The sequence below is a fragment of the Beggiatoa leptomitoformis genome, from assembly GCF_001305575.3.
GTDB lineage: Bacteria > Pseudomonadota > Gammaproteobacteria > Beggiatoales > Beggiatoaceae > Beggiatoa > Beggiatoa leptomitoformis.
Genome location: NZ_CP012373.2, coordinates 1,618,493 through 1,631,007, shown reverse-complemented (window position 1 = coordinate 1,631,007; position 12,515 = coordinate 1,618,493). Strand labels below are relative to the sequence as shown.

The window sequence follows — 12,515 nt, the reverse complement described above, 5'->3', positions numbered from 1 at the left end:
ATTCCCCCTTTCAATAAGGTCAATAAAAATTGAATGACCGAGCCAACCTCATTTTTAACCCCCTCTATTGCCAAAATGAACGCGAAGTAGAAAGTAAACTGATTGTCAGCTATTTACTCCCCGCATTAGGTTATCAAATAGATATGTGGCGACAAGAAAAAACGGTTAATCGCTTTCGTTTAGACTTTCTCGCCATTGCAAATCAGCAAACAGATTTGACAAACAGCGTCATTATTGAGGCAAAACACCCCCAAAAAAACCTAAACGACCATATCGAACAACTAAAGCAATATATGCTTGAGATTAATACAAAATATGGCTTGCTAACTAACGGTAGAGAACTTAGAATCTATGAAAAAACAGCCACTACCATTAATCTCGTTTTTTGCTGTCTTGGACGCGATATTGAAAACCACATTGAACAAATAAAAGCCCTAATCGGGAAAGAAAATCTTACTCCGCAATTTAATCCACACAAGGACAAACAACCGATGAAAGTGATTGCCGTTTATCACAATAAAGGTGGGGTTGGTAAAACCACGACTGTTATTAACCTCGCTGCAACGCTAAGTAAACAAGGGAAAAGAGTGCTAGTTATTGATTTAGATAGCCAAGCCAATACTACCTTTGCAACAGGTTTAGTCAATTGGGGTGATGAAGAAAAAGACACGCTAAAAGACTGTAATATCTATCATGTTCTTCGTCATAGCGATTTATTTTCCATTCCCGAAGCAGTTAGACAATCGCGTTTTACCAGTCATCAGATCGGTGTGATTCCTTCCCACATTCATTTAATGAAATACGAAAACGAATTAAATCAACTGGATTACAGCAAAATAATCCTGATTAAAAAATTAGCAGCCGTTCAAAATGACTACGATGTCGTTATCATCGATACCCCGCCATCACTCAATTTATACGCTCGAGTTGCGTTGATTACGACAGATTATTTACTGATTCCCTCTGACTTAAAACCGTTTGCTAACGAAGGCTTAGAAAATGTAAAAACCTTTGTTAAAGAAATTAATGATTTTCGTGCATTCATGAACCGTCAACCCATTCAAATTCTTGGCGTATTGCCCAGTAAAATTTCTCCCCATGCCAAATTTGGACAAAGTACCCTGCAAAACCGCATGAAAACGGTAGAAAGTCGTTATAACATTAACGTATTGAAAGACCTTGTTATTTATGAACGGGATGACCTTGCCAAATGTGTAGAACAAGTCTTAGAAATTGGCAACATGGAAGTTGCTGACCCACGCTCAGTATTTGATTTCAATCCAAAATCCAAATCAGTGGAGGAATTTGAAAAACTCGCTGCTTTCGTTTGTCAACAAATAGGCTTAGCGTAAATGAGCAAATTATCACCCGCCATTGTGTTAGTAAAAAATATTCACTGCACCCTACCACGCGATACCTTTTCTGCGGCGGACATAGAAGCGGGCGCGCACTTAATTCTACACATTGAAGGAGTTATTAACCCTCTAATATTACGCAGAGAAGGGATGGAACATTACACTATCGTTGAAGGGCATTTAGAATATTATGCCGCCCTGAGAAGTCGAGAATTAGACTTAAGTCGTGGGGAAACGATTAATGCTTATATTATTGAAGCAGAAACAGAAGAAACTATTTTGCAACAAATAAGCCTGTTTAGAAAAAAATCTATGACCACGCCAGCCACATCTGTTAATGCAGAAAGATTTGCACAAGCAACGCAACACCTTGCACAGTTAGACAAACTGGCTCACCTGTTTACCGTTGAAATTCAACAATTACAAACAACATTAGCAATGTTAGCACCGCCCATAGCGACATTCCCAACACCTAACCCTGAAATAACACCCTTACAAGCAGAAATACCCGTTGTTAGCACCACACCCGAACCTATTCAGCCAACAACTGAACTAATTGCTACCACACCACCGCCAAAAAAACCAAAAACAACCAGAAAAACAGTACAAACATTGCCCGTAAAAACCGATTCTACACCCGTAACAGTAGAAAAAACGGGTAAAAAATCAGAACGCACGGTAAAAACAACCCCCGCAATCACACCAAAATCGGTAGAAATCCCCGTTGTTAGCGAAATTATTCCCACAATACCCGTTAAAGCAGAAAAAACACCCAAAAAACCTGCTAAATCCACAAAAGCAAGTATTGCATTAGACCCTGAAGAAGAAGCCTTTCTGAATAAGCTGAATGCACTGCCTGACAAAGACTTACAGATTTATTTAGCACGGTTAAAAATACAAGGGGATATGATAGACGCGCTATTAAAAGCACGTCCCTTTCAAACGGTTGCAGATATACAAACCATTAAAAGTGAAACAACACACAAAGGGATGGGAAAAGCGCAGTTGAACAAACTCAAGGCAGAATTAAAGTAGGCTTACAGCAAAACGGATAACACCGATGCGATGTTATCCGTTAAATCAATATATAACTAAGGTTTAATGCAAGCTAGCAGGGCCACCAATAGGACTATCAGGTTCTTTTGGGTGTAAAGAAACATTAGAGCCTGCTTCTCCATCAGATGAACCCGGTTTTTGTCTATTATTACGGCTACCACGGTCGTCCCAATCTTTGGGGGGATTAGGTTCTTGTCCTATCATCAACGCGTCGATTTGTTCTGCATCAATAGTTTCATACTTTATCAATGCCTCTGCCATCTTATGCAGAATCACGGTGTTATCCGTCAGAATTTTCTTTGCCCGTTCATAATTACGATCAATGAAAGAGCGAATTTCTTCATCAATAATATGTGCGGTTTCATCCGACATCATTTTATGTTGTGTCACTGTGTGACCTAAGAAAACCTCTCCACTTTCATCACCATAGGTTAAAGGCCCCATCCGTTCGGATAAACCCCATTTGGTAACCATCTTGCGTGATAATTCCGTTGCACGGTGAATATCATTAGATGCGCCTGTTGTTACATAATCAGACCCAAATACTAACTCTTCGGCAATCCGTCCACCAAATAAACTAGAAATTTGGCTTTCTAAACGTTGTTTACTCGCACTATAACGGTCAGCTTCGGGTAAAAAGAAAGTAACACCCAACGCACGACCACGCGGAATAATCGACACTTTGTACACAGGGTCATGTTCAGGCACTAGTCGCCCAACAATGGCGTGTCCTGCCTCATGATAAGCAGTTAAGCGTTTTTCATCTTCACTCATGACCATAGAGCGACGTTCTGCCCCCATCATGACTTTATCTTTCGCTTTTTCAAAGTCATCCATTTCAACTAATCGCTTATTAGCACGTGCAGCAAACAGTGCCGCTTCATTCACGAGATTAGCCAAATCCGCCCCCGAAAAACCGGGCGTGCCACGGGCGATTAAACTAGGCACAACATCTTCAGAAATAGGCACTTTGCGCATGTGAACTTTAAGAATTTGCTCACGTCCACGAATATCAGGTAAAGGAACAACCACTTGACGGTCAAAACGTCCCGGACGTAATAACGCGGGGTCTAATACATCAGGGCGGTTCGTTGCAGCAATCACGATAACGCCTTCAGTCCCTTCAAAACCATCCATTTCAACTAGCAATTGGTTTAAAGTTTGTTCCCGTTCATCATGCCCACCGCCTAAACCTGCACCACGATGTCGACCAACCGCATCAATTTCATCAATAAAGATGATACATGGCGCATGTTTTTTCGCTTGCTCGAACATGTCGCGTACCCGTGACGCACCAACCCCGACAAACATTTCTACGAAATCAGAACCCGAAATCGTGAAGAAAGGGACTTTTGCCTCGCCTGCAATAGCGCGGGCTAATAGTGTTTTTCCTGTACCGGGTGAGCCGACCATTAAAACACCGCGTGGAATTTTACCGCCTAAGTTTTGAAACTTGCCCGGATCACGGAGAAAATCGACCAGTTCAGAAACTTCTTCTTTCGCTTCTTCCACCCCTGCAACATCTGCAAAGGTTACTTTAATTTGGTCTTCTTCAATCAAACGTGCGCGACTTTTGCCAAAAGACAATGCCCCACGTCCACCACCACCTTGCATTTGACGCATGAAGAAAATAAGAATGCCAAATAACAACAACATGGGAAACCATGAGATGAATATTTGCATCAGCAGTGATTGTTGTTCGGGCGCACGAGAGTCGATTTGCACTTGGTGTTTAAGCAAGTCATTGATTAAACCATCATCACCGGGATTATAGGTCGTGAAACTTTGCCCATCAGCACTTGAGCCTTTAATCGTCCGTCCTTCTATAACGACTCTTGTTACTTGGTTTTGTTGGACTTTCCTAATAAACTCTGAATATTCCATTGCCTGTGCGCTGACGGTGCGTGGACCAAAATTATTAAACACCATCATCAACACTAGGGCTATAACAACCCAGAGTAGGAGGTTTTTTGCCATGTCGTTCATTGACTTGCCTCTTTTAGACTACAAACAAATAAAAAATAATAATTAAGCAGTATAACACTTTGCGAGTACGTAAATTTCTGGGGAACGGGCGCGTGATGCGTCAGGTTTACGAATGACTACTTGTTTAAAATGTTGGCGTAAATCTTTCACAAATGCATCAAAGCCTTCGCCTTGAAATATTTTAGCGAGAAAATGTCCGTTCTTGGCTAAGACTTGCAATGCTAAATCCCGCGCTAATTCGGCGAGCAACATAGTACTGGGTTGATCTACCGCCTTAATGCCTGTGATATTGGGTGACATATCAGACATTACAAGATCAGCCTTGTGATCGCCAAGTTGGACAAGTAGGGCATCCAGCACGGATTGTTCTCGAAAATCGCCTTGAATAAAGTTAACGCCAGATAAGGGTTCCATATCAAGAATATCGAGGGCAAAAACCCTAACTTGATCACCAAAACGTAATTTAAGCCATTGTGACCAGCCACCGGGGGCTGCACCTAAATCGATAACAGTCATCCCATGACGAAAGAGTTTATCTTTTTCATCTAACTGGGCAAGTTTATAAACCGCACGGGAACGATAGCCTTCCACTTGAGCGCGCTTTACATACATATCAGCATGGTGTTCTTGCAACCATGTACTACTACTTTTGCTTCTAGACATCGGGAATAAGGGTTGAAAACCAAATAAACTTGAATTGAAGCCTTATTGTAACAGTAGAAAAACCGCTAGGCTATGTTAAAGACATCCATGATTAAGATAAGTAAGTACCTCTTTTGATAAGCAGGCTTACCTGCTAATTTACCTATTATTTATTCATATCCCTTATGTACTACTATTTCTTACCCCATCTTGAAAGAATTGCCAGAAAATATTACCCCACTACTTGTGATCACTTTACAACATACGTACTATGAATCGTTTATTCCGTGATTGAATTTTGACTGAGGGAGTCATCTCATGTTTCAAGGCAGTATGGTGGCACTTGTCACCCCTATGCACACTGATGGCACGCTAGATATTGAAGCCTTACGCCGTTTAGTGGAATTCCACATTGAAAACCAAACTGATGCGATTGTTGCAGCAGGTACAACGGGTGAATCTGCCACTTTATCTCATGCAGAAAATTGTGAAGTAATCCGTCATGTTGTAGAAATGGCTAAAGGACGTATTCCCGTTATTGGGGGAACAGGGTCTAATTCTACGGCAGAAGCGATAGAACTAACGGAATGTGCGAAAAAAGCGGGCGCGGACGCTTGTTTGTTGGTGACACCCTACTACAACAAACCCACACAAGAAGGTTTATATCGTCACTACCGTAAAATTGCCGAGAGTGTCGATATTCCACAAATTCTTTACAATGTCCCCGGACGCACAGCATGTGACATGTTACCCGAGACGGTAAAACGCCTATCTGTGATTGATAACATCATCGGCATTAAAGAAGCCTTAGGCGATTTAAAGCGTGTTGATGAACTGATTGCGTTTGCGAGTGATCAATTTGTTATCTACAGTGGTGATGACAATACCGTCATGGAAGCGATTTTACGCGGCATGAAAGGCACAATTTCCGTAACCGCAAATGTCGCCCCTAAACTGATGCACGACATGTGCATGAAAGCCCTTAATGGCGATAGAGCAGGTGCTGATGCAATCAACCAACGCCTACAAAAATTACACACCGATTTATTTGTTGAAGCCAATCCAATCCCCGTAAAATGGGCAGTCCAACAAATGGGCTTGATTGGTGATGGTATTCGTTTACCCCTCACACCGCTTTCCGAAAAATACCACACCGTGCTAAAACAAGCGATGCAGGCGGCAGGCGTACAATAAACCCTGTTAAAATAAAAAGGGTGATTAATAACCGATTAACCACCCTTCTAAACACCATACACGCAACTCTTTACCACCTTAAATTAATGGGTCAAAACACATGAAGCGGTTGATAAACATTATCACGCTATCAGTAACGGTTGGATTCTCAGCAGGCTGTAGCATCGTCGTGCCTTTTCTTGATAAATCATGGGTTGATAATCCCAGTTTTGAAGGTGGCAAAACGATGCAACCGTTGACTGTTTCTAGCAACTTAGCCAACAACAACGCAAATACACAACAAGCAACACCCAAAAAATCCACGGCTGCAGTTACAACAGCACCTGTTACTGATTTACACCTATCCTCCCCCGCAAAGGCAATGCCTACGCCAAAGTCGACAACCTCGCCTGAGGCAGCAGTGGATGACAGCACAACAGAATCAACCGATGAAAATCTAACAGAAACTCCACTAGACAAACCGATTTCCCTAGAACCGTTAGGAACACCTAAAAAAGGAACTCTCGGCACAGGTGGATTTAAAACTCAATGACGATGATATATTACCGCCGTCCTTCAACACGCCATTGCATCACCCAAATCTCCATTGCTTAAGGTCTGACTATGTCATATCAGTTCACTAAAGTTAGCTGGCTATTACTCTGCGGTACGCTAACAGGATGCGGTATATTTGAAAAAATTGACCGCTCCTTGCCTGACAACCGCGACCAATACAAAGAAAGTGCAACCATTCCAGCGTTAGAATATCCCCCCACCATCACCGACCCCAGTATTACTGATGAGCTGTTGATTCCTAACGTCACCCCCAAAACCACCACCCGTTCTGACTATGACAGCGGCAAACCGCCCGTACCAACAGGACAACTCAACAGCAGTGCAGTAACACACACAACAGCAATGCCCGCACCACGCGACAAACCACCCGTTGTTGACCTAGATAAAACGGTTAAACAATCCAATGTGGTTGTATTGCCTGAACTGAATGAAATTGAAGTAAAACGCGATGGTAACAGCCAATGGCTGGCTATTCATGCCACACCCGAACAAATTTGGACAGTTGCACGACAATTCTGGCTAAAAAATAACTTTGAATTAGAACTAGATGCACCTGCATTAGGCGTGTTACAAACCAAATGGATAGAAGACAGCAGCACCTCCACCCGCAACCGCTACAGAATGCGCTTAGAACGCAATGCTGACATGACCGAACTCTATGTAAGCCATCAAGGCACAAAACGAGTACGCGTTGGTGATGACTATGTTTGGCAACCCTTAATTTGGCTATCCGAACCCTCCAACAAAGAGCTAGAAAATGAAATTCTTAAACGGATGCTCGTTTACTTTGGTGTGCAAGACAAATTCGCAACAACCTTTACAGCACAACAAACCACCTCGACAACGCCAACAACAAAAGCAGAACTGCAACAACAAGCAGACGGTTTAAACTTACTGGTTAAATCCGACTTTGACACCACATGGCGAGACACAGGCATCGCATTAGACCGCATTGGATTTAGTGTAGATAAACGCGACAAAACCAACCGTGTTTACCTCATTCGTTATGCTGATGCAACCCAAGTTGCGCAAGATAAGAGCTTATTAGATACCATCTTTGGTTGGGGCAGCAGCACCCAAACACCCACCCAAGAATACCTAATTTTCCTCATGTCTGACAAAGATAACACCCGTATAGCCGTGTTAAACAAAAAAGGCAGCTTAGAAAACAGCAAAACGGCAGAACAAATTCTGTCCCTATTGCGTGACCAACTGCGCTAATCTTTAAAATAAGGGGCGATTCTATGCGCCCCTTTACCCCTGATTTACAGATAAATACCCATTCCATCTACTGATAGAATAAAAACTCTATTCAATCAGCTAATCATCTAAAAATACTCAATTATGGATGCACTTTTAAAAGAAGTTACCCAACATCTCAAACAAGCACAACGCATTCTCTTCATTACAGGTGCGGGGATGTCGGCAGATTCTGGTTTACCGACCTATCGCGGGATTGGTGGCTTATACGATGGCAAATTAACCCACGATAACATGCCCATAGAAGTCGCCCTATCTGGTGATATGCTACTGCGTAAACCCGAAATTACATGGAAGTATCTACTAGAAATAGAAAAATCCTGTCGTGGTGCATCATTCAATCGCGGACACGCCGTTATTGCCGAAATAGAACGCGCTAAACCCGAAACATGGGTATTAACCCAAAATATTGATGGTTTTCACCGCCTAGCGGGTAATAAACAAGTTATTGAAATACACGGACGCGTATATGATTTACACTGCATAAAATGTATGCACAAACTTATCGTTACTGACTACACAGAATTAAGCGGGTTTCCACCCAGTTGTCCAAAATGCGGCGGTTTGATTCGTCCTGATGTCGTTCTTTTTGGTGAAATGCTTCCAGAATCCGCACTACACCGACTATACCAAATATTAGAAAATGGCATTGATTTAGTCTTTAGCATTGGCACAACCAGCGTTTTCCCCTACATTGCCCAACCCGTTTTAGCCGCTCGTTCTTTAGGCATTCCCACCGTAGAAATAAATCCCGGACGCACAGAAGTCTCTCATGCAGTCCGCTACAAAATCGCCCGTGGAGCAGCGGATACACTAGATGAAATTTGGCGGGCGATAAGCCCGTAAATACAAAATTTTTCCATCCATTTGTTTTAAAACTAAAAATAAAAACCTGTCTCAATCAGAATGCACAAAACCATCTATTGCTTAAAAATGATTACAACTCATGCAATTGTATCGATAGGCTCTGACTGAGACACCCCTCATTAAAAGACAATAGACCTCTTTTTTACAACCATCTTAATTATTACCACGTTTCCCCCGCTAAAAATTATCCAAACGGATTATATTCACTTTCCTTTCTTACTGAGCCTTACCCCTTACTACTCAGCCAAATACCTACACACGCATATTTTTCAACACATAAGAGACATTCTGTGCGGTATGATACGAAAAGATAAGCAAAAAAGGTATATTATTTGCTGTATGGTTCATTTAGAAAATATCTTAGGACGCACAAACAATGCTATTAAAAAAATTATTGATAATCAGCATTATATTTTGGTTGGCGGGATGTAGCGGATTACTTCCCGAAGTAAACACGACCATTCAAACGCCTTGGCAATCATTTGATGAAGTTAAAATCAGCTTTGATAATGTAGAACCCATGGTAACGACTGTCGATAAGCTAAAAAAACTAGGCATAGAGCCTTTTGTTACGCCAAACGTCAAGTTACTTAACTATTTGGATTTAGTTCAACGCTTTATTCCCAATTCCTCCATTACGCTTGCAGACTTACCCGACGCAATTCGGTCTTGCCTAGCAATGAAAGAAAAATGTCAAGGCTATGAAATGATTCCGATAGAACGCAATAGCAAACGTTATGGCAACGTGATATTAGACGTACTAAATTTTCGTCGTCAAACCAAAATTACAGGCTGGCGATTTCAAGCACTCCTTGTATTACAAGAAGATTTAGTCGTTTATAAACTCTGGAGTGGCGAACCACACATTTTAGAATACGAAGATCGCAAAAACCCATTAGGACCATTACAAGATGTTGGACGGGTACTTTCCGTATTTGATTAAACCGATGCATAAAGACACTTCAATGTCTTTATGCCTTTTTTAGAAAGGGAAAAATTATTTATGAAACAATTTTTTACACTCATTATTTTGTCTTTTTTCATTACGCCTATTGCAAATGCAGCTTATGTTAATAAAGACCACCAACAGTGTCGAGATACAAGCAGTGATGTATTTGAACCCATTTACACAGGAACACAACTTGTTAAAGAACAAACTTTTTCTTTAACCTTACCATTATTGGGTGATACCTGCTTTTTAACTGTTCGTGAACCGAAAAAAGAAAAAACCTACTTTTTACTAACAACCAGCGAAGGCAAGCTATTACATCGCTTTGATATTTCCAATACAGATGCGTTTAATGCAGGTTGTAATTTACTAGCCGTAGGATTTGAAGAGGTAAATAATGATGGGCAAACCGATATTATTATGGTGAGTCAATGCCGTACCAAAGTTGGAAATACCAACTATAACAACGTATTATTTACCAGTCAGGCAACAGGTTGGCAATTAGACAGCGTTAGCAGCAAAGCCATTAGCCGTTATAAAACCTTTGCGGATATTCGCAACTACCTACGCGACTACCCACCGAATAAAACTGCCAATTCCTCATCTGATGGCAACGAAAAACCGTCGAACAATTCTAAAAAAGAGACCGATACGAAAACATCCGCCGATAAATCTACAGAGAATAAAGGCTTAACCATTAGGGGCGAATTAGAATTCGATACCGACGGCTTTTCACTGATTCCAACAACCGAAGCAAACACCATTTACCTGTTTAAACAATACCCCAAACGCCTAGATGAACAAAAGGATGATTTTTTAGGAAAACCCCTAATCATAACGGGGAAGTTGTTAAACACCGAGCAACGTGGTGTATTGACATATAAAACCTTGAATGTTTCCGATGTTAAAGCAGAATAAATTCTAGGCAGTCCTAAAAAGTGTTTGCTGTTAATGCCAGAAATTCAGCTAGTTTTAATTCAGACAAACATCAATCGGGTGCGAATAAAATTCGCACCCGTAGCCGTTAGGCTTCTGTTACGACTTTCTTTTTCTTCTCTGCATCTGCTTTACGTTTAGCAGCCGCAGCGGCTTTTGCGGCAATTTCTCTGTCTAAACGCTCTTTACGCTGATCAACTAAACGACGATGTTCTTGCGCCTTGTGCTTTTGCAATTCGCGGGCTAATAATTCGCCTTTTGCATAATTAAAATAATGCACTAAGGGAATATGTGACGGGCAAACATAAGAGCAACTACCGCAACTAATACAATCAACTAAGCCCAACTCATCAACCTTATCAAAATTGCCTGCTTTAGAAAATGCAGCCATCTGTAAAGGCAGTAAACCACAAGGACATGCGGTTACACAACTACCACAACGGATACAAGGCATGGTTTGTTCTTGGGTAATTTCTTCAGCCGTTAATGCCACAATGCCATTAGTGCCTTTAACAACAGGCGTTGCGGTTGTTGGTAAAATCTGCCCCATCATCGGGCCACCTACCAATAAACGCGCAGGTGATTGTTTTAAACCACCACAAAATGCTAATACATCAGATACTAACGCACCGATAGGGACTTCTACATTGATAGGTTCTGTTACCGCGCCACCGCCAACGGTAATAACCCGCGAAATCAAGGGTTCTCCATGACGCAAGGCGCGATGAATGGCATAAACTGTACCGACGTTATGCACCAGTAAGCCAATGTCTGAACTGCGCCCATCTGCGGGAACTTCTTGTCCTGTAACGGTTTTAATTAAATGCTGTGCTGACCCCATTGGATACAATGACGGCACGGCAACGACTTTAATCGTTGTAATATGACGACATGCTTTTGTTAATGCCTCAATCGCGGCAGGCTTATTGTCTTCAACCGCTATATAGGCTTGTGCAACTTGTGCTGCATGTAGCACAATTCTTGTGCCATCAATCAGTTGTTCTGCTCGCTCCTGCATTAGACGGTCGTCACAAGTCAGATAAGGCTCACACTCGCTTCCATTCACAATAAAAGTATGTACTTTATTTTTCAGGCTTTGTTTGAGCTTAACTGATGCGGGGAAGGTCGCCCCTCCCATTCCAACAATGCCCGCCATTCCAACACGTGCGGCCACTTCATCAGGCGGCATTCGTAAAGGGTCTTCTGCTGGGTGTAAATCTGTCATCCAACGGTCTTCACCATCCGATTCGATAATGATAGTTCTAACAGGTAATCCTGATGGATGAGGTGCGGTAAAATCGCCAATTTCTACGATAATTCCAGAGGTTGGAGAATGTACAGGGGCTGAAATCATCCCTTGACTATGTGCCAGCAGTTGTCCTTTTAGGACATGTTCGCCGACTTTTACCTGTGGTTCTGCGGGTGCGCCAACATGTTGTTGTAAGGGGACATAAAGCCGATGAGGCATGGGCATTTTTTGAATTGGTTTATCCGTGGTGGCGTGTTTACGTCCCTCTGGATGAATACCACCACTAAAACGAAATAACTTCATGTTATAACCCCTTACAATTATTGTTGCTGCGAAATAACTTAATTAGATATTTCTAGTGCAGTGCATCAATAATACCAACCCTAAAATAGGTTATTTTTAATTAAATAATCAATTATTTAGTTTTTTACCTTTTAAGTGTGAAGACAGACAATTTGTATTAAAA

General features: G+C 41.7%; 11 protein-coding genes. 8 read left to right on the top strand and 3 right to left on the bottom strand.

Annotated features, from left to right (window positions below; genetic code table 11):
- Positions 1-29 precede the first annotated feature (29 nt).
- Entirely contained in the window at positions 30-1,352 is a 1,323-nt protein-coding gene (locus tag AL038_RS06825; protein WP_062150852.1) for an AAA family ATPase, read from the top strand.
- Positions 1,353-2,390, top strand: coding sequence for a ParB N-terminal domain-containing protein (locus AL038_RS06820; protein ID WP_062150849.1), 1,038 nt, complete (start codon positions 1,353-1,355; stop codon positions 2,388-2,390).
- 63 nt (positions 2,391-2,453) lie between these two features.
- On the opposite strand, the gene ftsH is transcribed toward AL038_RS06820, so the two are convergent.
- Together ftsH and rlmE are read right to left on the bottom strand one after the other, a co-directional pair.
- The gene (ftsH, locus tag AL038_RS06815; protein WP_062150846.1) at positions 2,454-4,397 is read right to left on the bottom strand and encodes an ATP-dependent zinc metalloprotease FtsH; all 1,944 of its coding nucleotides are present in this window, start codon (positions 4,395-4,397) and stop codon (positions 2,454-2,456) included.
- A gap of 42 nt (positions 4,398-4,439) precedes the next feature.
- Positions 4,440-5,060: a 23S rRNA (uridine(2552)-2'-O)-methyltransferase RlmE gene (gene rlmE, locus AL038_RS06810; RefSeq protein WP_062150843.1), complete on the bottom strand. Its 621-nt coding sequence runs from the start codon at positions 5,058-5,060 to the stop codon at positions 4,440-4,442.
- 297 nt (positions 5,061-5,357) lie between these two features.
- Here rlmE and dapA point away from each other — a divergent pair, with 297 nt between their 5' ends.
- From dapA to AL038_RS06780, 6 genes are all read left to right on the top strand, one after another.
- Positions 5,358-6,233, top strand: a complete 876-nt coding sequence (dapA, locus tag AL038_RS06805) for a 4-hydroxy-tetrahydrodipicolinate synthase (RefSeq protein WP_062150840.1) — start codon at positions 5,358-5,360, stop codon at positions 6,231-6,233.
- Positions 6,234-6,333: 100 nt separating this feature from the next.
- The gene (locus AL038_RS06800) at positions 6,334-6,765 is read left to right on the top strand and encodes a hypothetical protein (RefSeq protein ID WP_145917067.1); all 432 of its coding nucleotides are present in this window, start codon (positions 6,334-6,336) and stop codon (positions 6,763-6,765) included.
- Between the two features lie 71 nt (positions 6,766-6,836).
- The gene (gene bamC, locus AL038_RS06795; protein WP_062150834.1) at positions 6,837-8,009 is read left to right on the top strand and encodes an outer membrane protein assembly factor BamC; all 1,173 of its coding nucleotides are present in this window, start codon (positions 6,837-6,839) and stop codon (positions 8,007-8,009) included.
- A gap of 123 nt (positions 8,010-8,132) precedes the next feature.
- On the top strand, positions 8,133-8,894 hold the full coding sequence (locus AL038_RS06790) for an NAD-dependent deacylase (RefSeq protein ID WP_062150830.1): 762 nt from the start codon (positions 8,133-8,135) through the stop codon (positions 8,892-8,894).
- A gap of 397 nt (positions 8,895-9,291) precedes the next feature.
- Positions 9,292-9,858: a hypothetical protein gene (locus tag AL038_RS06785; protein WP_062150827.1), complete on the top strand. Its 567-nt coding sequence runs from the start codon at positions 9,292-9,294 to the stop codon at positions 9,856-9,858.
- A 60-nt stretch (positions 9,859-9,918) separates the two neighbouring features.
- Positions 9,919-10,782 carry a hypothetical protein gene (locus tag AL038_RS06780; RefSeq protein WP_062150824.1) on the top strand — a complete coding sequence of 288 codons (864 nt, stop codon included), beginning with the start codon at positions 9,919-9,921 and terminating at the stop codon, positions 10,780-10,782.
- Positions 10,783-10,888: 106 nt separating this feature from the next.
- Here the strand turns inward: AL038_RS06780 and rsxC are convergent, their stop codons facing one another.
- Positions 10,889-12,352, bottom strand: a complete 1,464-nt coding sequence (gene rsxC / locus AL038_RS06775) for an electron transport complex subunit RsxC (protein ID WP_062150820.1) — start codon at positions 12,350-12,352, stop codon at positions 10,889-10,891.
- Between the last annotated feature and the right edge of the window lie 163 nt (positions 12,353-12,515).

Excerpts from the sequence above, each read along its gene's own strand:
- bamC (WP_062150834.1), top strand. The coding sequence starts at position 6,837 with ATGTCATATCAGTTCACTAAAGTTAGCTGGCTATTACTCTGCGGTACG.
- dapA (WP_062150840.1), top strand. The coding sequence starts at position 5,358 with ATGTTTCAAGGCAGTATGGTGGCACTTGTCACCCCTATGCACACTGAT.
- AL038_RS06780 (WP_062150824.1), top strand. The coding sequence starts at position 9,919 with ATGAAACAATTTTTTACACTCATTATTTTGTCTTTTTTCATTACGCCT.
- rlmE (WP_062150843.1), bottom strand. The coding sequence starts at position 5,060 with ATGTCTAGAAGCAAAAGTAGTAGTACATGGTTGCAAGAACACCATGCT.
- rsxC (WP_062150820.1), bottom strand. The coding sequence starts at position 12,352 with ATGAAGTTATTTCGTTTTAGTGGTGGTATTCATCCAGAGGGACGTAAA.
- ftsH (WP_062150846.1), bottom strand. The coding sequence starts at position 4,397 with ATGAACGACATGGCAAAAAACCTCCTACTCTGGGTTGTTATAGCCCTA.
- AL038_RS06820 (WP_062150849.1), top strand. The coding sequence starts at position 1,353 with ATGAGCAAATTATCACCCGCCATTGTGTTAGTAAAAAATATTCACTGC.
- AL038_RS06800 (WP_145917067.1), top strand. The coding sequence starts at position 6,334 with ATGAAGCGGTTGATAAACATTATCACGCTATCAGTAACGGTTGGATTC.
- AL038_RS06785 (WP_062150827.1), top strand. The coding sequence starts at position 9,292 with ATGCTATTAAAAAAATTATTGATAATCAGCATTATATTTTGGTTGGCG.
- AL038_RS06790 (WP_062150830.1), top strand. The coding sequence starts at position 8,133 with ATGGATGCACTTTTAAAAGAAGTTACCCAACATCTCAAACAAGCACAA.